The following is a 20,919-nucleotide window of genomic DNA, read 5'->3' on the forward strand; positions in this document are numbered from 1 at the left end:
CGGCGGAATCCCGTTCCAGATTGGCGGTATAACTCAAACAATCATCGGAATCCCGTTCCAGATTGGCGGGATAACTCAAACAATCGGCGGAATTCCATTCCCGTTTGGCGGGATAACTCAAACAATCGGCGGAATTCCCACCCAATTTGGCGGAATCCCCCAGGAATCCGGCTGAACCCCCAAAAAAATACCCTAAACGAAAAGAGCAAGGCCATGGCAAGCCTTGCTCTTTTCTTCTCTATATACGGGAAGGTTTTTAACAACAATAATAGAATTGCTTATTACTTAAGTAAGATTTTCTCAATGTCATCGAGCATGATGTTTGCTGCCAGAACCCCGCCAGCAGTGTTCCATGTTGCGTCACTTACTTCATACGCATGGCCGCTCTTAACCGCATTTAAGTTTTTCCATAGTGGATCATTTGTCCATTCTTTTGCCGTATCCAAGGCTGCTTGATCACCTTGTGGAGCATAGGTGAAGTAGAATAGTAGATCTCCATCCATTTTTGGAATGACTTCTTTACCAACTTCAACAGCGAGTAAACCAAGCTTATTGTCAGGAGTGAAAAGTGCTTCCTGCTGCGCTGCACGCTTGAAGCCTAATTTATCAAAAATAACACCAGAAAAAGAATCCGTGTAATAAATTCGAGATTTACCAGCCATAAAGCGAACAAAAGAAACCTCTTGATTTACTTTATCACCCAGTTTTCCTTTTACATCTGCTACATGCTGATCAAAATCACTTAAAACTTTATTGCCTTTTTCTTCAAGGTTCAACGCTTTTGCATATAATTTAAAGTTTTCTTGCCAATCTCCTCTTAGTGTTTCGGAAAAAACGGTTGGAGCAATGGCACTTAACTGGTCATACACCTTTTCTTGACGCAGCTTATTCCCAATAATCAAATCAGGTTTTAGCGAAGCAATTTTCTCTACATTTACTTCACCTTCAACCCCAACAACTTCTACGCCGTCCATATCATTTTTAATATGATCGTACCATGGATCTCCAAGCCAGGATTGGACAGCACCCACTGGTTTAACACCTAAGGCTAGCAGCGCTTCTGTTCCTTCGTTCGTAAGAATAACGACCTTTTTAGGGGTACCTTTAATGGTAGTCGATCCCATCGCATGCTCTACCGTATAAGAGTTTTCTGCGGTAGTTTTCGTTTCTCCACCAGATTTTTCTTCATTGCTGCCGCACGCAGCTAACAAGAAAATGGTCATAACAGAGAATAAAGTAAGTATTGTCTTGATTGCCTTCATTGCTTATGTAGCCTCCTTAGCTAATTGTTAATGATAATCATTTTCAATGACAACTTAATCATAAAATGACAAGTACCAATATGTCAACGCTTTAATTGAAAATGATTATCAAAAATAGTTACATTTCAGTGAATACCCATTGTTTATAATTGAAAATGATTTTCAAAGTCATTGACAATAATTATCAATTGGAGATAGACTTAACTTAAATAAAACTATTAAAAAGGTAGAAAGGTTTCTCTGATATGCTCTTAAAAAGTACTCCATTAAAATGGATGGGTTTACTAATTGCCATCTTGGTGATGGTGGTATTCATGTGTGCTAGTGTCATTTATGGTTACACCGATACCAGCTGGCAAACTGCAATTGATGCATTTACTAAAAATAACGGATCCAATGAACATATCATTATTCAAACCGTAAGGCTGCCAAGAGCGTTAATCGCTTCGGCCGTCGGGGCTAGCCTCGCCATTGCCGGTGTCCTGATGCAAACCTTAACGAAGAATCCGCTCGCATCACCGGGGATATTTGGGATCAACGCCGGTGGAGGATTTGCAGTTGTGGTAGCCATGACTGTGTTTTCTGTGAATAGTTTACAAGCGTTTAGCGTTCTTGCTTTTATCGGTGCTGCCGTTGCGGCAATTAGTGTTTACGCCATCGGTTCATTTGGCCGTGAGGGGTTAACGCCAATGAAACTAACATTAGCCGGGGCTGCGATGTCCGCCATGTTTTCCTCCTTTACCCAAGGATTGCTAGTGTTGGATGAGGTCATGCTTGATCAGGTTTTGTTTTGGCTGGCAGGCTCTGTCCAAGGCAGAAAATTAGAGACACTTGTGTCGGTTTTACCTTATATTGGGATAGGCTGGGTAGGTGCCGTTTTAATTGCTGGTAAAATGAATATCTTGTCCATGGGGGAAGATGTTGCGAAAGGGCTTGGGTTAAACACCGGACTTATCAAGATCGCGATTGGTGTTATTGTTATTTTATTAGCGGGTGGTTCTGTCGCTGTCGCTGGTCCGATTGGTTTTGTCGGCATTGTTGTCCCTCATATAACTCGATCGATTGTAGGTATTGACCATCGCTGGGTCATCCCTTTTTCAGGTGTGTTAGGTGCGATTCTATTGATCGCTGCAGATATCGCTGCACGATATATTTTCATGCCTTCTGAGGTGCCTGTTGGTGTTATGACAGCCATCATTGGAACTCCATTCTTTATTTACATCGCAAGAAGGGGGTTCAATGGACGATGAGTAAATATAAAAATTTCCGTCTTTTTAATGGCCGATTGTCTTTTATAGTGGATCGAAAAGCTACCATCACGTTCACCACCCTACTCGTTGTTGCTTTCCTTGTTTTTGTGGTTAGTACGGGAAGTGGTGAACTGAAAATTAATCCGCTTACTGTGGTAAAAGTATTATTTGGCGACGGTCCTGAGATGGAATCACTTATTATTACATCCTTTCGCCTCCCGAGAATTATTGTCGCCTTAATGGTGGGAATTTCTTTAGCCATTGCTGGCGGTATTTTACAAGGTATGATTCGTAATCCGCTTGCTTCCCCAGATGTATTAGGGATTACCGGTGGAGCGGCAGCTGCCGTAGTTAGTTTTTTAGCCATTTTTAGTGATAAAAACCATTCATTAACGGTCAGTATCGCTTGGCTGCCATTAGCTGCCTTTTTGGGAGCAGCTGTTGTTGCCTTTTTAGTTTATTTCCTTGCTTGGAAAAATGGTGTTTCTCCGATCAGGCTGGTGTTGATTGGGATTGGGATCTCCACCTTAATGCAAGCAATCACCACTTTAACAATGGTAATGGGCCCGATTTATCAGGCTAGTCAAGCCAATATCTGGATTACCGGAACCGTTTACGGATCCAATTGGAGTAATGTGGCGATTCTTGTCCCGTGGACCGTTATTTTCATGATTATTGCTTTAGCGTTGGCCCGAACGATTAATATTCAAGAGCTCGGTGATGAGGTAGCGACAGGTTTAGGCGGCAAGGTTCAAAAACAACGGTTTCTATTATTAATGATTAGCACCGCCTTGATCGGAGGCTCGGTTGCTTTTGCCGGGGGCATCGGCTTTGTCGGCTTAATGGCACCACATATGGCGAGAAGGTTAGTCGGTTCCTCATTTGGTGCATTGCTGCCAGCGAGTGCCTTGATTGGTGGAATTCTTGTCATGGTAGCTGACCTCATCGGCAGAACGCTGTTTTCTCCATTAGAAGTACCAGCGGGTGTGTTCACTGCCGGCATTGGGGCACCGTATTTTATCTACTTATTATTTAAAGCGCGAAATTCCTAAAGCAAGCAAAAAGTCGAAAAGGAGCTGTCAGATGATGAATGCGATTGAAACGAAGAATTTATCACTATCATATGGGGAGACTCTCATTATTGATGAGTTAGATTTGAAGATTCCAAAAGGTGAAATTACCGTGTTTATTGGCGGAAATGGATGCGGAAAATCAACTCTGCTTCGTTCTATCGCCCGTCTGTTAAAGCCAAAGTCAGGCGCTGTTTTGCTTGAAGGGAAGGCGATTGCCAAATTATCCACGAAGGACATTGCGAAAAAGATGGCGATTTTACCACAGTCGCCAGCTGCACCTGAAGGATTAACCGTTCTGCAGCTTGTCAAACAAGGACGTTATCCACACCAAACCTGGTTAAAACAATGGTCAGAGGAAGATGAGAAAAAGGTCAATGACGCCCTTAAGGCCACTCGTTTAGAGGAACTGAAAGAAAGAACAGTTGATTCACTTTCTGGCGGGCAAAGACAGCGTGCATGGATTGCAATGACACTGGCCCAGGATACGGATATCATCCTCCTTGACGAACCGACTACCTATCTGGATATGACCCATCAAATCGAAATCCTCGATTTGCTGTTTGAACTAAATGAAAAGAAAAAACGGACCGTTGTCATGGTGCTTCACGACCTCAACCTAGCATGCCGTTATGCTCATAATGTGGTTGCCATCAAGGATCAAAAGGTGTATGACCAAGGGAAACCAGAACATGTAATCAACTGCAGTCTAGTCAAAAATGTGTTTGGCATGGACTGTGAGGTAACGATGGACCCGTTATTTGGGACCCCGCTCTGCATTCCTTATGGAAAGGGCAGATGTATCCTTGAGAAGGCGGTAGCGATGAATGGATAAACTATTCACGGAAAAACAATTGGAGAAATACCGTTTTAATCCTAATTTAGAGCATTCATTCGAAGTTACAAATCTCTTGGATGAATCATTCCTTAAGGACTTTTTGAAAAATTTATGCGCTGCCATTGAGGCTCCGTCTGAAAAGATAGCTGCTTCCATTTTTATTAAACGGTATTCCTTTATAGCCGTGATGTCGCTATATGCGATGACGGCTTGGAATAAAAAGCTAAATGTATCGCTGGATAATGTAAAAATGGAGTCACCCGAACAGGGGAAAGAGTGGCTGCCTAGGATTTCATTAAAGGATGTTACCGTGCAGGAATGGGATGGAACCGACCGCTCCGAATGGCGGACCAGCGTTTTTAAAGATCTGTTTGCAAATAATATTTATCCACTGATTACACATCTTGAAAAAACCGTCGGAATATCGAAGTTAATCCTGTGGGAGAATATCGCTGTCTACTTATTTTGGCTCTATGAAACTGAATTAAAAGAATATCCCAATGACCATATTGCAGACGATTTCCGCTTTTTAATTTTAGAAGCCGCTGGTCCGTTATTTGGCCGCTACAACTTAAATCCACTACAAAAATACTTTGCTGGAAAGACTTACTTGAAAGAATGGGATACAGAGGTTAGAGTAAGAAAGACTTGTTGTTTTACTTATCATCTGCCAGCAGGGAAACGCTGTAAAACCTGCCCATGTACCTATATTTCTAAGGACGGAAGGTGTCAGGATGGAGAAAGCATTTGTGAAGCAGTTCGAAGCTTTGCTTGAAAAATATAGTGAATTATTGGTGGGAGAAGCCACCGATGAAACAATGGAAAAAGTGAAGATGTGGGCACTTTACACCCATATCGCCAAGTCAATGCCAGCGTTAGCTAAGCATTGGAATGGGCTCTATCCTGAAGCGAAAGAAGAAATGAAACAGCTTATTAATGATATTAAAATCATGAATGAACAGCATCGCTCATCTCAAAAATAAACTACATACAAAAACCGGAAGCAGAGATGCCTCCGGTTTTTGCCATTATTGAAGGGTGCCGCCACTTGGTAACTGGTTCGTATATCCTTGAAACTGCTGATAGGACTGCTGCAGCTTTTGCTGATCCGCTGCTTCGATAGAATACCAGCCCTTTTTAAACATCAAATCATATAGTTCGCGCTGACAGTTTTGTGTTTCGGAAAAGATTTTCATAATGTCCTGATATAAACCTTCGTGACTTGCTTCATGTAGAGCCATGCTGTACGAACTTGTCATATATTTTTCCGTAGTCAGTAAATCATTGATAAAATCGCGATCATTCATTTGCGGCGTCTTAGGTACTTGCGTTTCAGGGTTTTGAATCTTCTGCTGTTGGTTCATAAAAAATGCATCCTCCTTTTTTGGTTATTGCATATTATTTAAGGGCTGCTGTTGGTTGGCGTGCTGACCTAAGTGGCCTAGCAGTTGTTGATAGTGGCGCTGATGCATTTGGCAAACTTTTTCAGCTTCTGCCTTTATTTCAGAGTCTTGACATTGCCCGGCGAAAAAGTGTGCTTTCTTAGCAGACAGCAAATTCCAAGACATCATGTCTGTTAAATAAAGTGCATCCTTTGTGGATACGACCCCGGGAGGCTGTTGCATGGTTGTTTGCTGATTTTGCATGTTCATGTTGGGCATATTCATATTTTGTTGCTGCATAATAACCCTCCTAATTCATGTAATCTTTACGACTATATAGTCTCTCAAACAGGAATTTTTATGCAAAAGTAGAAAACAGGCTGAACTCATCAGCCTGCTTTCCTTTACCGCTTATATTGATTGTTCTGGCTGTTTTTTTTATCAAGATGAGCCTCTTCATTACCTGGCCCGCCATTGCCCTTCACACTTGCAGCGCTTACTCCAGCTTTAGAAGGATTTTTTTTCATTTTCGCCATCGTCATCACCTCAACTAATAGGATGCCCATTTTTGTGGAAATATTTATTTTTAAAAAGACTGTGCCCACTGAAAGTGAAGCGCAAGAAGCGCAAATCGACCTGCACGTAAACACAGGAAAAAAAATTTCAAAATTCCGCGTTTATTGATTGCACAAATTTTCAAAATATTCTATAGTAAGTAGTAACAAGACTCATTCAATTGTGAATTTTTTTTGGCTAAAAAATGAATGAGTATTCATTCAAAAGTTTGGAGGGGGAGACAATGTTGAACCAATTAATTAAAAAAGCAGCTGTCCTAGGATCTGGTGTCATGGGGTCAGGAATTGCTGCCCATCTCGCAAATATCGGCATCCCAACACTATTATTGGATATCGTGCCACGTGAACTAACAAAAGAAGAAGAAGCAAAAGGACTGACACTACAAGATAAAAAAGTGCGCAATCGCATTAGTGCAACATCTATCCAAAAATTATTGAAGCAAAAACCTGCACCATTAGCGGTGAAAAAGAATTTAGCTTTAATTGAGGCAGGTAATCTTGAAGATGATTTAGTCAAACTGAAAGATGTCGACTGGGTTATCGAAGTTGTTGTTGAGAACCTTAACGTCAAGAAACAGGTATTTGAAAAGGTGGACCAATACCGGAAATCGGGTAGCATTATTAGCTCCAATACCTCGGGAATTTCAGTAGAAGCGATGGTCGAAGGCCGTTCTGAAGATTTTCAAAAGCATTTCCTTGGTACTCACTTCTTTAACCCGCCGCGCTATCTGAAATTGCTTGAAGTGATTCCTACTCAATATACTGCACCAGAAGTACTTTCATTCATGAAAACTTTCGGTGAGGATGTTTTAGGAAAAGGTGTGGTGGTTGCGAAGGATACACCAAACTTTATTGCTAACCGGATTGGAACATATGGTCTTCTTGTAACTGTTCAGGAAATGCTAAATTCGGGCCTAAGTGTCGGCGAAGTCGATTCCATAACAGGACCACTGATTGGCCGTGCAAAAAGTGCCACCTTCCGTACACTTGACGTGGTGGGCCTAGATACCTTCTATCATGTCGCGAATAATGTCTATGAAAAAGTCGAAGGCAAAGAAAAGGAAGTTTTCGAAATTCCTGCCTTTTTGAAAAAGATGGTGGAAAAAGGCTGGCTTGGAAGCAAATCCGGTCAAGGCTTCTTTTTGAAAAAAGGGAAAGAAATTCTAGAACTAGATCCAAATACGTTGGAATATGGCCCGCGTAAAAAGCTGTCCACACCTGCGGTTGAACTGGCGAAGCAGGAAAAAGGCACGGCGAATAAATTGAAAGCGCTTGTATATTCGAACGATCGGGCTGGACAATTCTTATGGAATACGATGGCACAATCATTTGTCTACTCTGCGCAGCTATTAGGCGAAATTGCAGATGATATCGTTTCCATCGACCGCGCAATGAAATGGGGCTTTGGCTGGGAAACAGGCCCATTTGAGACATGGGATGCCATTGGCGTGGAAAAATCCGTGCAGAAAATGAAGGAAGCTGGCCTTGAAATTCCAGCATGGGTAGCAGAAATGCTGGAAAAAGGGCATTCATCCTTCTATTTAGAAGAAAACGGTGAACGGTTCTTCTATCATAACGGCCAATACCGATTGGTGGAATATAATCCAAAGGCACTCGACCTTAAAAAGATAAAGAAACAAAAGGGTGTCATTAAAAAGAACAGCGGTGCAAGTCTGATTGATATCGGTGATAGTGTTGCACTGTTAGAATTCCATTCACCAAACAATGCGATTGGTCTGGATATCGTGCAGATGATTAACTATGCCGTTGAAGAAGTCGAGAAAAACTATAAGGGACTTGTCATCGGTAACCAAGGAAAGAACTTCTGTGTTGGTGCGAACTTGGCAATGATGCTCATGGAAGTACAGGATGACAATATTTATGAGCTCGATATGATTGTCCGTCACCTCCATAGTGCTTTGCTGAAAGTCAAATATAGCTCTAAACCAGTTGTCGCTGCTCCGTTTGGTATGACGCTTGGCGGCGGTGCAGAGGTTTGTTTGCCGGCTGCACATATTCAAGCTTCCGCTGAAACCTATATGGGACTTGTTGAAGTCGGTGTCGGCTTACTTCCAGGCGGCGGCGGTAACAAAGAGCTTTACATGAAGCACTTAGAAAACCTTCCAAACGGTGTGCCATTTGACCTGCAGACAATTGCAAATAAAGTGTTTGAAACGATTGCAACCGCAAAAGTTTCCACATCGGCTGAAGAAGCACGTGAAAACAATTTCTTAAGTAAATCAGATGGAATTAGCTTCAATAATGATCATCTACTCTATGATGCGAAGCAGGCTGTGCTAGCGTTACATGAAAAAGGCTATAAACCAAAGGTTCGCCGTAAAGTACCAGTTGTCGGTGAAACTGGATATGCCACTCTGCTACTCGGTGCTGAAGCGATGCGTCTTTCTGGATATATCTCAGAGCATGATTTAAAAATTGCTAAAAAAATTGCTTATGTCATTGCTGGCGGTAAGGTGCCGTTCGGTACAGAAGTAGATGAGCAATATTTACTGGACCTAGAAAGAGAAGCTTTCTTAAGTCTTATCGCAGAGCCGAAATCACAGCAGCGCATGCAGCATATGCTTGTGAAGGGTAAACCTTTAAGAAACTAACATTCGAGGGCTCAATCACCTGAGCCCTGTACGAAAAAATAGATTAATAATTTGACAGAAAGTGAGGGAACTTACATGAGAGAAGCGGTAATCGTTGCCGGAGCAAGGACCCCGGTAGGCAAAGCGAAGAAAGGGACGCTTGCCCATGTTCGCCCTGATGATTTGGGAGCATTGGTGGTAAAGGAAACATTAAAGCGTGCCGGGAATTATGAAGGAAATATTGATGATCTAATCATGGGCTGTGCGATGCCTGAGGCTGAGCAAGGCAATAATATGGCCCGCAATATCGGGGCATTAGCAGGACTTCCATATACTGTGCCTGCAATCACAGTCAATCGATTCTGTTCTTCAGGACTGCAGGCGATTGCTTATGCCGCACAGGGAATCATGCTAGGTCACACTGATACAGCTATAGCTGGCGGTGCTGAATCGATGAGTATGATTCCAATGATGGGTCATGTCGTCCGTCCCAATATTAAACTAGCAGAAACAGCTCCGCAATATTATATGGGCATGGGTCACACGGCCGAGCAAGTAGCGATGAAATATGGTATTTCCCGCGAGGATCAGGACGCCTTTGCGGTAAGAAGCCATCAAAAAGCTGCAAAAGCAATTGCGGAAGGGAAATTCGTTGATGAAATTGTGCCAGTCGATGTAACAAACCGGTCCGTTGGCCATGACAATAAACTTGTGGAAAAAACGATTCAATTTACGCAGGATGAAGGTGTTCGTCCTGATACAAACCTACAAACATTAGGTAAACTTCGCCCGGCTTTCTCCGTAACAGGAACAGTAACGGCTGGTAATGCCTCACAAACAAGTGACGGCGCGGCGGCATTGATGGTGATGGACCGCGAAAAGGCAGAGGCACTTGGCCTGAAACCATTAGCAAAATTCAGATCGTTTGCGGTTGGTGGTGTACCACCTGAAATCATGGGGGTTGGGCCGGTTGTTGCGATTCCAAAGGCCGTAAAACTAGCAGGTCTAGAGTTATCGGATATAAAATTGTTCGAATTGAATGAAGCCTTTGCATCGCAATCGCTACAAGTCATTCGTGAACTAGGACTAAACGAAGAAATCGTCAACGTAAATGGCGGCGCGATTGCCCTAGGACATCCACTTGGGTGTACAGGTGCTAAATTAACACTCACACTTATTCACGAATTAAAACGCCGCAATGAACAATTTGGTGTTGTTACGATGTGCATCGGCGGCGGAATGGGAGCAGCCGGGGTATTTGAATTACTCTAATTCATTTTGGTCTCTCCCAAGCATATACCTATTACAAGGGGAGCGGCTAATTGCTCCCATCTAATTAAAGATTAGGAGGAATAAATAATGACAAACCAAACAGAAAAAGTCATTAAAGGCGGAAGCTTTTTAATTGAAGATATTTCTTGTGAGCAACTCTTCACACCGGAGGATTTTACCGAAGAGCATTTAATGATTGCGAAAACAGCGGAAGACTTTGTTGAAAAAGAAGTGGTTCCACAGTTAGAACATTTAGAAAACCATGAGTTTGATCGTACGGTAAAGCTTCTTAAAAAAGCAGGCGAACTCGGTCTTCTAGCTGTTGACGTACCGGAGGAATATGATGGCTTAGCCTTAGATAAGATTACCTCTTCTCTACTAACGGAGAAAATGGCTGGCGGCGGAGGCTTCTCCCTTTCACACGGGGCCCACGTAGGAATCGGCTCGCTGCCAATTGTTCTATTCGGAAACGAGGACCAGAAGCGTAGATATCTACCTGGCCTAGCATCAGGTGAAAAACTGGCTGCCTATGCCTTAACTGAACCAGGTTCGGGTTCTGATGCCCTTGGAGCAAGAACAACGGCTAAATTAAATGCAGCAGGTACGCATTACATCTTAAACGGGGAAAAGCAGTGGATTACCAATGCTGGTTTTGCTGATGTATTTGTTGTTTATGCCAAGATTGATGGCGAGCAATTTACCGCTTTCATCGTTGATAGAGATCTCCCAGGCGTTTCTACAGGTGCTGAGGAGAAGAAAATGGGCATTAAGAGTTCTTCCACTCGGACGCTCATTTTAGAAGATGTTCCTGTTCCTGTTGAAAATTTATTAGGAGAAATTGGTAAAGGTCACGTAATTGCCTTTAACATCTTGAACATTGGACGTTACAAGCTTGCAGTTGGAAGTGTAGGCGGCTCTAAAAAAGCATTCGAATTAACCGTAAAATATGCAAACGGACGTCAACAATTCAAAACGCCAATTTCTCAGTTTAATCTAACAAAAGAAAAATTTGGTACACTCGCCTCTAAAATATATGCGGCAGAAAGCTCTGTCTATCGTACAATTGGCTTGTACGAAGATAACCAAGGCAAGCTGACTACTGAACAAGAAAAAGACAATAAATTAGTAGCGAATTCGATTGCTGAATATGCGATTGAATGTTCACTAAATAAGTTTTTTGCAAGTGAAGTATTGGCGGATGTAACAGATGAAGGCGTGCAAATTCATGGCGGATATGGCTTCATGCAGGAATATCCAATTGAAAGAGCGTACCGTGATGCAAGGATCCAACGTATTTTTGAAGGAACAAATGAAATTAACCGCCTGCTTGTGCCAGGCACCTTATTAAAGAAAGCCTTCAAGGGTGAGCTCCCTTTATTCCAAAAAGCGATGGCCCTGCAAGAGGAATTAATGATGTTAATGCCAGAAGAGCCGGGTGACGAGCCGCTTGCACAGGAAAAATACCTTGTCAAAAATGCGAAAAAGATCGCATTATTAGCAGCTGGTTTAGCGGCTCAAAAATTTGGCAAATCGCTTGAAAAAGAGCAGGAAATTTTAGCTAATATCGCTGACCTTATTTCAAACGTGTATGCAATGGAATCCGTTGTGTTACGTACTGAAAAAGCGATTGCAAAAACTGGTTTAGAGAAGAACAAGCAGAAGCTTCTTTATACACAAATCTACTGCCAAGAAGCCTTCAATGAACTTGAAGCGATTGCAAAAGAAACATTGATTGCAGTTGAACAGGGCGATACACTTCGGATGATGCTATCGTCACTTCGTAAATTTACACGTCATACCCCAATTAATGTCATTGCGAAAAAACGTGAAGCCGCTGATGTCATTATTGAAGCAGAACGTTATATTGTCTAATTAAAACGGGCTCCCTTTCTATTAGGAAGGGGAGCTTAAATTTTTATATTAGAAAAGGAAGGGATTTTAAAAAATTAGTCGAATTTTTTTAAGTGGAACATATTTTTTGCATTAGGAATTTGAAAAACGTTATGATAATATTCAAGTGACGTTAGACAAGTCATTGATTTTTGTAGGAAAGGGTGGTGAAATTGATGTCTCTGACGTTATACTGGTATCCGAAATGCGGCACATGTCGAAACGCGAAAAAATGGCTGGATACCCATCAGCTTTCCTATGAAGAAGTACATATTGTTGAAAATCCTCCAAGTCGTGAGGAATTGCAGGATTTTTATCAAAAAAGCGGACTGGAATTAAAGAAATTCTTTAATACAAGTGGTATGAAATACCGTGAATTAGGTATAAAGGATAAAATGAAGTCCGCAACAGATGAAGAATTGCTAGAGTTACTTGCTTCCGATGGCATGTTAATCAAACGGCCGATCATAACGGATGGCGGACGTGTTACCGTAGGCTTTAAAGAAGAAGAGTTTGAAAAAATGTGGCTATAAGCCTGTTCTTCATCATTACTATGGAAATCGAATTATTTCGATGATAGATTTTTTAGAAAAAACAATGGAGGGATTTAGCGATGAGTACACCAAAAGAATTACGTTATTCAGAAGAACATGAATGGGTAAAGGTTGAAGGGGAAAAAGTCCGCGTTGGGATTACTGCTTTTGCACAACATGAACTAGGAGATATCGTTTTTGTTGAGCTTCCAGAAGTGGGCGATGAAGTAAGTGCTGACGAACCATTTGGAAGTGTAGAATCTGTAAAAACCGTTTCTGAACTTTATGCACCTGTCAGCGGTAAAGTTGTTGAAGTGAATGAAGATTTAAGTGACAGCCCTGAGTTTGTCAACGAATCACCATATGAAAAAGCATGGATGATTGTGATTGAACTATCTGACAGCAGCGAGCTTGATAAGCTGATGACAGCTGAGCAATATGAAGAAATGATTAAAGAAGACTAATGAATTCCGAAAAGGCACCTTATCCAGGTGCTTTTTCTCTTAAATTCCCACTTTTTCTTCTACTATTTTTGGGAAACTTATAATAAATATATTGAAGAGGGTGGGTACATGACTTTAAAGCAGCAAAGAGTAGATGTTACTGACCGAGTAATTGGCAAAATGAAGAACGGGGAAATGGAACTGTTTCTTGATAATACGCCAATCGGAAAAATGAAAATTACAGATCACATGCAAGTGGAACTAGAGCATCATTTTGAAGTGGAGCAGCAAAAGATTTATCAACAAGTCACGACGGATAGAAACCCCAGATGCCAAGTAAACCGATTGTGTTGATGGCGGTTGGTGCTAACGGATTAGTGTACTTCGTAGGCAAAACCCTATTTTTACAAAGACAATAATGATAAGGTTAACATAGTCAGAAGAAGGCACACGTAATCAATATTTTAGAATATGTTAACATAAAACAACTTCTAATACAGGTGATGAATGATGAATGATTCGTATGTTGACAAAGTTCTTATTGTCGAAGGAAAGTCAGATAAAAATAAGGTAAAAAAAATCGTGAAGGAACCAGTTGAAATTATTTGCACCAATGGGACCATCAGTATTTCAAAATTAGATGAATTGATTGAATTCCTTGAAGATAAGGATGTTTATATTCTTGTCGATGCGGACTTTTCAGGAGAGAAGCTTCGCAAACAATTAAAGCGTGAATTACCACAAGCTGAACATTTATATATTGACCGGATGTATCGCGAGGTAGCCACCGCGCCAGTCCATCACTTGGCCACTGTCCTTTTAGGGGCAAATATCGATGTTCATACTGAATTTTTAGAAATGGGTTAAAAGATAAATGAACGAATGGAATCGAAACGAATTATCTGCCTTTCTTGATAAAAAGGCAACTGGATTAGTTTATTTTTATACACCAATGTGCGGAACCTGTCAGGTAGCTTCCAAAATGCTTCAGGTTATCAGGGAACTGGTAGAGATAGATATTGGTAAAATGAACCTAAACTTCTACCCAGAGCTCGCTAGGCAATATGAAATCGAAAGCGTCCCCTGCCTATTATTTGTCGAAGCAGGAGAAGTGAAAGAAACACTCTACGCCTTTCACTCCGTACCATTTTTACTTGAAAAAATAAAGCAATTATCCTAAGCAGATGCGGGTTGCATCTGCTTTTTTAGGGTTCGTATCCTTGGTAAGAGTACTTTTGATACTAGAAATACTAATTGGGATACCTAGTCTAGAAGAGTGCCCGTCAAAGTGAAAAAAAGCATCTCACGGTTCCTGTGAGAAGTCCAGAGTGCCCGTCAAAGTGAAAAAGGGCCCGTCACGGTCCCTGTGAGAAGTCCAGAGTGCCCGTCAAAGTGAAAAAAGGCCCGTCACGGTCCCTGTGAGAAGTCCAGAGTGCCCGTCAAAGTGAAAAAAGGCCCGTCACGGTCCTTGTGAGAAGTCCAGAGTGCCCGTCAAAGTGAAAAAGGGCCCGTCACGGTCCTTGTGAGAAGTCCAGAGTGCCCGTCAAAGTGAAAAAGGGCCCGTCACGGTCCTTGTGAGAAGTCCAGAGTGCCCCTTAAAGTGAAAAAAAGCTCCTAACGGTCCCTGTGAGAAGTCCAGAGTGATCATAGAGGAGAAAAAAAGCATAGCCTGGGAACTGTGAAAAACCAAAAATAAAAATTTAAAAATAAAATCAAGCTGAGAACGATAATTTTGCTTATTCAATCGTTTAAATGAGTGAAACCAAATTCTTTCTTCCCCACAAAACAGTAATTTTGTTTTAATATTCTTCTAGTTGCTTTTCTTGACTCGAATATCTTGCACCATTCATGAACTAGATTTGTTGTAATTTTTATATTAGGGAAAAGCAAATTGATTTCCTCCACACCACGTATTACTGCTGATGCAACCTCCTCCTCAAATCCACACTTACCACAAACAATCTTATACCCTTTAACAGACACCGAGAATGAATTACATCTTTTGCAAGTAGTCCCCTTTCTAAGCCGGCCATATTCATATGGAGGAAGCCTATCATAAGGTAATTCTGTTTGATGCAAGGAAACTAATGTTTCGGCCAACTTCATATGCCATGTATTAAGGTTTGAGGGCTGCATGTTCAAATTTTTCATAAATAAAGGGAGTTGATTGGAATAAATAATGGGTTTGTTTAGAGGGGCTTGATACAGGAAAAACGCAGGATTAATAAAAACAACGTACGACTCTATAGGGATCTTAATCCCAATATTAAGGAGCACTTCCCGAAGCAAGGTTTCTTCTCTTTCTAATTGGTGCAGCGGATTCTGAATTTCCTTTTTAAAAAGAGTATAAAACTTTCCATTTTCATAATAATAGTCACCCTCGTAATTTTTGACCTCAAACAGGTTTATCTTTGCTTGGAAAACAATCGAAGAATCAAGTTGGAATTTGCTTTTGTTTGACTCCAGCCGTAAGTCGTTCAAAATTAGACTATGACTTTGAAGTTTCTCAGTTAAAGCGTCAAACATTAGCTCCCCCTCATAGCCCTTTTCAAGAGTATAATAACGCTTTTTATCCTTCTCTGCTAATATCATTCGATTGTTTAGGGATCTCAAGATCATAATTTCAGCGGGTTCACTTCTGCTTTTAAAACTCATAACTCACTTCCTTTTCATCTAGAATCTACATACATTTTACAAAATAATAACCTCCAATCAGCTACCATGTTTGACTAATTTCCAACACTTTTCAAAAAAAATCTCTCAATCCGACATATTTCTCAGGAAATCTTACCTAACACCCTTACCAAAGTAGAGAATTGTCGACCACTTTAAAGAGGATTTCTACCTAGATTCTTGTATAGTTAAGGAAAGAGAGTAGACCGGAGTGGTGGGAATGATAGAGATGTTGAAAACGCTTCAATTGGCAATTAAAAAACAGGGACATGTTTTGCCGTTACTTGAGCATATCCATATAAGAGTTAATTTAATCTGTGAACAACAAAACAATAAAATCATCATGAAGGATGGAGAAATGTTCATCCTTCATGACAACGAAGAGACTCAAACAATACCTGAAATCCGTGGTGACTTAAATGCCATGAAAAAGCTGTTAGAAGGTAAAGAAAGGTTACGAGCACTTGAACGCAACGGTCAACTTAGGATTTCTGCTCCATTACGCACGACGTTATTGCTAGAATCTATTTTTTATTTGACAAAACCACAAGTTAATTTTTCGAAGATTACAAATTTTTAATCAAACCTGTTGACTCGGAATTAATTATCGACTAAGATGAAATTAGAATATTTATCCAATTTAACCTATACATTCTTATCGAGAGTGGCGGAGGGACTGGCCCTATGAAGCCTGGCAACCGGTTAAACACAATAACACGGTGCTAAATCCAGCAGAGCAATTATGCTTTGGAAGATGAGGAGAGTGAGAGACCCCCTCTTCGCTGAAGCGGGGGTTTTTTGTATAGTGAATTGCTTATGAAGGAGGAAGAAGTATGAGTGAAAATCCAAAGAAGTATCGTTTTGAAACATTAAGTGTTCATGGTGGATTAACTCCAGATCCGGTAACAGGGGCTCGGGCTGTTCCGATTTATCAAAACAATGCCTATCAATTTAAGAATACCGAGCATGCCGCCAATCTCTTTAGCTTAGCTGAAACGGGATACATATACACACGTATTCACAATCCAACGACTACCGTTTTAGAAGAAAGAGTTGCATTATTGGAAGGCGGTGTGGGTGCGCTAGCGGTTGCCAGCGGAATGGCAGCTATAACTCTCGCTATTTTAAATATTGCTGAGGCTGGCGATGAGATCGTTTCAGCGGCCAATCTCTATGGCGGCACCTATAATTTATTTGCAGTGACCCTGCCGAAATACGGTATTAAAGTGAAGTTTGTTGACGCGGAAAATCCGGAAAACTTCCGCAAAGCTATCACTGATAAAACCAAGGCTGTTTTTGCTGAAACAATTGGCAATCCAAGCTTACGCGTACTCGATATTGAAAAAGTTGCTGAAATTGCCCATGAGGCAGGTGTTCCGCTCCTCATTGATAATACCTTTGCCACTCCATACTTATGCCGTCCGATTGAACATGGAGCTGATATTGTCATTCATTCTGCAACAAAGTGGCTATTAGGAAATGGAACGACCACAGGAGGAATCATTGTCGATGGTGGTAAGTTCGACTGGAATTCACCGCGATTTCCTGGCTTTACTACTCCAGATGCAAGTTATCATAATCTGGTTTATGCAGAAGCACTTGGCGCTGTCGCCTATATTATTAAAGCTCGTGTCCAATTGCTGCGTGACTTAGGGCCAGCATTAAGTCCGCAAAATTCCTTTCAGTTTATCCTGGGTCTTGAAACTCTGCATGTCCGCATGAAAGAGCATGTGGCTAATACAAAAGAAGTGGTGGCTTATTTAGCAAGCCATCCTGCGGTGGAATGGGTATCTTACCCAGGTCATCCGTCACATCCTGATTATGAACTTGCCAAAAAGTATTTGCCAAAAGGTACGGGTTCAATGGTGGTTTTCGGAATAAAAGGTGGTAAAGAAACAGGGGCTAAATTAATTGATGCGATTACACTTTGGGCGCATGTCGCCAATGTTGGCGATGCGAAAAGTTTAATTATTCATCCAGCCAGCACCACTCATCAGCAATTAGATGCAGAAGGCCTTAAATCTGCAGGTGTCTCAGAGGATTTAATTCGCCTTTCAATTGGTATTGAGAATGTAGAAGATCTCATTGAGGACCTTGAATCAGCAATTGTATCGGCAACAGGTTTAGCCTCATTAAACGTGAATGCCTAAGTCGTAACTCAAACTAATTTTTCCGAATATGAAGTTTTTTCATTGACACCCCATTTTATCCGTGATACGATAGCTTTCGTAATATAATTACTTAATCAAATTAACGTTTTAATTGAATATAGGACTTGATGCTCTTATCAAGAGAGGTGGAGGGATGTGCCCGATGATGCCCGGCAACCGTCAATATTTATTATTGAAATGGTGCCAATTCACACAAAGCGATTGCTTTGGGAGATGGGAGAAAGGATTATTATTTATGATGCCTTTCTGCCTGTGCAGAGAGGCTTTTATTTTGTTAAAATAGAATCTTTTCGTTCAAAAAGTCAAACCCTATATTTTATAAGGAATATTACAAGAAAAAGCTTTCAGAATGTTAAGTAAATTGGATAAGAAGTAGGTGATTCAATGATTTCTATAAAGAATGTTCAGAAGATCTTTCCCGGTAAACAAGGGCAGCTAACAGCTGTAGATAATGTAAACCTAGAAATTCAAGAAGGTGAAATTTTCGGGGTAATTGGATACAGCGGTGCTGGTAAAAGTACCTTAATCAGGATGTTAAATGGGTTGGAATTGCCAACTAGCGGAACTGTAACGGTGGCTGGCAGGGTGGTCTCAAAAATCAAGGGTGCAGAACTCCGAAAAGCACGCCAAGAGATAAGCATGATTTTTCAGCATTTTAACTTACTATGGTCGAGAACAGTTAGTGAAAATATTGCGTTTCCATTAGAAATTGCAGGCATCAAAGGTCCTGAGCGCAAAAAGAAAGTAAATGAACTGATAAAATTGGTTGGTCTTGAAGGTAGAGAAAATGCCTATCCGTCCCAGTTAAGTGGAGGACAAAAGCAGCGTGTGGGGATTGCCAGAGCGCTTGCGAATAATCCGAAAGTACTTCTTTGTGATGAAGCAACTTCAGCACTAGACCCACAAACTACCGATTCTATTTTGGAATTGTTAGTTGATATTAATAAAAGACTCGGTCTGACAATTGTTCTCATTACCCATGAAATGCATGTAATCCGTAAGATATGTCACCGGGTTGCAGTCATGGAAAGTGGAAGGGTCGTCGAACTCGGACAAGTATTAGATGTATTCAAAAATCCACAGCAGTCGATTACGAAGCGCTTTGTCCAGCAGGTTACCGAACCAGAGGAAACAAAAGAAACAGCCGAACACTTAATTGAGCGTTATCGTTCCGGTCAAATTGTTCAATTAACCTTTATTGGGGAATCTGTTGAACAGCCGTTAATCACCAATTTAGTTCGCCATAATAACGTTACTGTTAATATTTTGCAAGGGAAGATTTCACAAACCCAAAGTGGATCCTATGGGACTCTATTCATTCATATTGATGGGGACGAAGCCGAAGTTAATCAAGCAGTCGACTATATTCGTTCACAGCAAGTAGGAGTGGAGGTGGTTACAAGTGAATAGTAAACCTTATTTTCAAGATTTTGATTGGCCGGCGATGTGGGAAGCAACGAAACAAACTCTTTATATGACAGGGATTTCTGTTGTGGCTACTTTTGTACTGGGCATCCTGCTGGGATTGCTGTTATTCCTTACTTCCAAAGGAAGCCTGTGGCGCAATAAACCGATCAATGTCGTCATAAGTGGTATTGTAAATATTTTTCGCTCCATCCCATTTATTATCTTAATTGTCTTATTAATCCCATTTACAATGTTAATTTTTCAAACGATGATTGGTGAAAATGCCGCATTGCCAGCTTTGATTATTGGTGCTGCACCGTTTTATGCGCGGATGGTGGAAATCGGCCTCAGGGAAATCGATAAAGGGGTCATCGAAGCGGCAAAGTCAATGGGGGCAACCACTGGTACGATCATCTGGAAGGTGCTCTTACCTGAATCGATGCCAGCGTTAGTTTCCGGAATCACGGTCACAGCAATTGCGCTTGTTGGTTACACGGCAATGGCAGGCGTAATTGGAGCAGGAGGTTTAGGAAATCTTGCCTACCTGCAAGGATTTCAACGAAGCCAAAACGATGTCACATTAGTCGCAACGATCATTATTTTAATTATTGTTTTTATCATTCAGTTTATCGGTGATTTTATCACTTCAAAATTAGATAAAAGATAAAGGAGAGGTCAACATGAAAAAATTATTAAGTTTACTATTGGCATTATCGATTGTATTTGTTGTCGCAGCTTGTGGTAAGTCAGAGGAAAAATCAGAAGGTACTACTGGAAAAGAAGCAGAAACAACAAAATTAGTTGTCGGAGCATCTAACGTTCCCCATGCTGAAATCCTTGAAAAAGCAAAACCGCTATTAAAAGATAAAGGCATTGACTTAGAAATTAAAACATTCCAAGATTATGTATTACCTAATAAAGCCTTAGCGTCAAAAGAACTTGATGCAAACTATTTCCAACACATTCCATACTTAAATTCTCAAAACAAAGAGAATGGTTATAACTTTGTGAACGCTGGCGGAATCCATATCGAGCCAATTGGTGTTTATTCTAAAAAATATAAAAAGCTAAGTGATCTTCCAAAAGGTGCACACTTAATCATGAGTAATTCTGTAGCTGATCATGGCCGTCTACTTTCTCTACTAGAAAAAGAAGGTGTTATCAAATTAAAAGAAGGCATTGATAAAACAAAAGCTGAATTAAAAGATGTTGTTGAAAATCCTAAGAACCTAAAGTTTGATACCAATTATGAGGCAGCTTTACTTCCAAAAATATATAACAATGGCGAAGGCGACGCAGTTCTTATCAATTCCAACTATGCGATTGATGCTGGCTTAAATCCTGTTAAAGATTCCATTGCAATCGAAGACAAAGAATCACCATACGTAAACGTAATTGCTGTCCGCAGCGGAGACGAAAACAAAGAATCAATCAAAACACTTGTGGAAGTGCTTCATTCCAAAGAAATTCAAGATTTCATTCTAAAACAATACAAAGGTGCCGTTGTTCCGGTTTCTGAGTAAATTATAAATAGGAAGAAAGTCAGTGTGAATACACTGGCT

The 20,919-nt window shown here is 40.9% G+C and carries 23 protein-coding genes and 2 riboswitches; of the genes, 18 read left to right on the forward strand and 5 right to left on the reverse strand.

Annotated features, from left to right (window positions below; translation table 11 throughout):
* Window positions 1–281 precede the first annotated feature (281 nt).
* Window positions 282–1,262 (reverse strand): ABC transporter substrate-binding protein, encoded by a 981-nt coding sequence (locus KW850_RS11380; RefSeq protein WP_218347686.1) that lies wholly within the window; start codon window positions 1,260–1,262, stop codon window positions 282–284.
* A gap of 245 nt (window positions 1,263–1,507) precedes the next feature.
* On the opposite strand from KW850_RS11380, the gene KW850_RS11385 reads away from it, so the two are divergent.
* The 5 genes from KW850_RS11385 to KW850_RS11405 are packed head-to-tail and all read left to right on the forward strand — an operon-like array spanning window position 1,508 to window position 5,403.
* Window positions 1,508–2,512, forward strand: coding sequence for a FecCD family ABC transporter permease (locus KW850_RS11385; RefSeq protein WP_218347687.1), 1,005 nt, complete (start codon window positions 1,508–1,510; stop codon window positions 2,510–2,512).
* A complete protein-coding gene (locus KW850_RS11390; RefSeq protein WP_218347688.1) occupies window positions 2,509–3,564 on the forward strand; it encodes a FecCD family ABC transporter permease in 1,056 nt (351 codons plus the stop codon). The genes KW850_RS11385 and KW850_RS11390 overlap by 4 nt, the downstream gene beginning before the upstream one ends.
* A gap of 34 nt (window positions 3,565–3,598) precedes the next feature.
* Window positions 3,599–4,417, forward strand: a complete 819-nt coding sequence (locus KW850_RS11395) for an ABC transporter ATP-binding protein (protein ID WP_218347726.1) — start codon at window positions 3,599–3,601, stop codon at window positions 4,415–4,417.
* Entirely contained in the window at window positions 4,410–5,195 is a 786-nt protein-coding gene (gene fhuF, locus KW850_RS11400; protein ID WP_218347689.1) for a siderophore-iron reductase FhuF, read from the forward strand. The genes KW850_RS11395 and fhuF overlap by 8 nt, the downstream gene beginning before the upstream one ends.
* Window positions 5,155–5,403, forward strand: a complete 249-nt coding sequence (locus KW850_RS11405; RefSeq protein WP_218347690.1) for a YusU family protein — start codon at window positions 5,155–5,157, stop codon at window positions 5,401–5,403. Before fhuF ends, KW850_RS11405 begins: the two co-directional genes overlap by 41 nt.
* Window positions 5,404–5,448: 45 nt before the next feature.
* Here KW850_RS11405 and KW850_RS11410 read toward each other — a convergent pair whose 3' ends face one another.
* The 3 genes from KW850_RS11410 to KW850_RS11420 form a co-directional block, all read right to left on the reverse strand.
* Window positions 5,449–5,784 (reverse strand): spore coat protein, encoded by a 336-nt coding sequence (locus KW850_RS11410; RefSeq protein WP_218347691.1) that lies wholly within the window; start codon window positions 5,782–5,784, stop codon window positions 5,449–5,451.
* A 24-nt stretch (window positions 5,785–5,808) separates the two neighbouring features.
* On the reverse strand, window positions 5,809–6,102 hold the full coding sequence (locus KW850_RS11415) for a hypothetical protein (RefSeq protein ID WP_218347692.1): 294 nt from the start codon (window positions 6,100–6,102) through the stop codon (window positions 5,809–5,811).
* A gap of 104 nt (window positions 6,103–6,206) precedes the next feature.
* Window positions 6,207–6,338, reverse strand: a complete 132-nt coding sequence (locus KW850_RS11420) for a YuzL family protein (protein ID WP_149871499.1) — start codon at window positions 6,336–6,338, stop codon at window positions 6,207–6,209.
* Between the two features lie 263 nt (window positions 6,339–6,601).
* Here KW850_RS11420 and KW850_RS11425 point away from each other — a divergent pair, with 263 nt between their 5' ends.
* The 8 genes from KW850_RS11425 to KW850_RS11460 all read left to right on the forward strand — a co-directional run bounded on the left by KW850_RS11425 (window position 6,602) and on the right by KW850_RS11460 (window position 14,286).
* On the forward strand, window positions 6,602–8,989 hold the full coding sequence (locus tag KW850_RS11425; RefSeq protein WP_374226316.1) for a 3-hydroxyacyl-CoA dehydrogenase/enoyl-CoA hydratase family protein: 2,388 nt from the start codon (window positions 6,602–6,604) through the stop codon (window positions 8,987–8,989).
* A gap of 75 nt (window positions 8,990–9,064) precedes the next feature.
* Window positions 9,065–10,240, forward strand: a complete 1,176-nt coding sequence (locus KW850_RS11430; protein ID WP_218347693.1) for an acetyl-CoA C-acetyltransferase — start codon at window positions 9,065–9,067, stop codon at window positions 10,238–10,240.
* An 87-nt stretch (window positions 10,241–10,327) separates the two neighbouring features.
* Complete coding sequence (locus tag KW850_RS11435; protein ID WP_218347694.1) at window positions 10,328–12,112, forward strand: acyl-CoA dehydrogenase family protein; 1,785 nt, start codon at window positions 10,328–10,330, stop codon at window positions 12,110–12,112.
* Window positions 12,113–12,306: 194 nt separating this feature from the next.
* The gene (locus tag KW850_RS11440; protein WP_218347695.1) at window positions 12,307–12,663 is read left to right on the forward strand and encodes an arsenate reductase family protein; all 357 of its coding nucleotides are present in this window, start codon (window positions 12,307–12,309) and stop codon (window positions 12,661–12,663) included.
* 80 nt (window positions 12,664–12,743) lie between these two features.
* Window positions 12,744–13,127 carry a glycine cleavage system protein GcvH gene (gene gcvH / locus KW850_RS11445; protein WP_218347696.1) on the forward strand — a complete coding sequence of 128 codons (384 nt, stop codon included), beginning with the start codon at window positions 12,744–12,746 and terminating at the stop codon, window positions 13,125–13,127.
* Between the two features lie 108 nt (window positions 13,128–13,235).
* Window positions 13,236–13,460, forward strand: coding sequence for a YusG family protein (locus KW850_RS11450; RefSeq protein ID WP_218347697.1), 225 nt, complete (start codon window positions 13,236–13,238; stop codon window positions 13,458–13,460).
* 156 nt (window positions 13,461–13,616) lie between these two features.
* The gene (locus tag KW850_RS11455) at window positions 13,617–13,973 is read left to right on the forward strand and encodes a toprim domain-containing protein (protein ID WP_218347698.1); all 357 of its coding nucleotides are present in this window, start codon (window positions 13,617–13,619) and stop codon (window positions 13,971–13,973) included.
* 7 nt (window positions 13,974–13,980) lie between these two features.
* Window positions 13,981–14,286, forward strand: coding sequence for a thioredoxin family protein (locus KW850_RS11460; protein ID WP_218347699.1), 306 nt, complete (start codon window positions 13,981–13,983; stop codon window positions 14,284–14,286).
* A gap of 560 nt (window positions 14,287–14,846) precedes the next feature.
* Here the strand turns inward: KW850_RS11460 and KW850_RS11465 are convergent.
* Window positions 14,847–15,761, reverse strand: coding sequence for an NERD domain-containing protein (locus KW850_RS11465; RefSeq protein WP_218347700.1), 915 nt, complete (start codon window positions 15,759–15,761; stop codon window positions 14,847–14,849).
* Between the two features lie 238 nt (window positions 15,762–15,999).
* On the opposite strand from KW850_RS11465, the gene KW850_RS11470 reads away from it, so the two are divergent.
* From KW850_RS11470 to metQ, 5 genes are all read left to right on the forward strand, one after another.
* Window positions 16,000–16,359, forward strand: a complete 360-nt coding sequence (locus KW850_RS11470) for a hypothetical protein (RefSeq protein ID WP_218347701.1) — start codon at window positions 16,000–16,002, stop codon at window positions 16,357–16,359.
* 72 nt (window positions 16,360–16,431) lie between these two features.
* Window positions 16,432–16,540: riboswitch (SAM riboswitch) on the forward strand.
* Between the two features lie 72 nt (window positions 16,541–16,612).
* Window positions 16,613–17,929 (forward strand): O-acetylhomoserine aminocarboxypropyltransferase/cysteine synthase family protein, encoded by a 1,317-nt coding sequence (locus KW850_RS11475; RefSeq protein WP_218347702.1) that lies wholly within the window; start codon window positions 16,613–16,615, stop codon window positions 17,927–17,929.
* A gap of 131 nt (window positions 17,930–18,060) precedes the next feature.
* Window positions 18,061–18,170, forward strand: a riboswitch (SAM riboswitch).
* 164 nt (window positions 18,171–18,334) lie between these two features.
* The gene (locus tag KW850_RS11480; RefSeq protein ID WP_218347703.1) at window positions 18,335–19,360 is read left to right on the forward strand and encodes a methionine ABC transporter ATP-binding protein; all 1,026 of its coding nucleotides are present in this window, start codon (window positions 18,335–18,337) and stop codon (window positions 19,358–19,360) included.
* A 34-nt stretch (window positions 19,361–19,394) separates the two neighbouring features.
* Window positions 19,395–20,024, forward strand: coding sequence for a methionine ABC transporter permease (locus KW850_RS11485; RefSeq protein ID WP_218347728.1), 630 nt, complete (start codon window positions 19,395–19,397; stop codon window positions 20,022–20,024).
* Between the two features lie 13 nt (window positions 20,025–20,037).
* A complete protein-coding gene (metQ, locus tag KW850_RS11490) occupies window positions 20,038–20,880 on the forward strand; it encodes a methionine ABC transporter substrate-binding lipoprotein MetQ (RefSeq protein WP_218347704.1) in 843 nt (280 codons plus the stop codon).
* Window positions 20,881–20,919: the final 39 nt, after the last annotated feature.

The sequence above is a fragment of the Bacillus sp. sid0103 genome, from assembly GCF_019219025.1.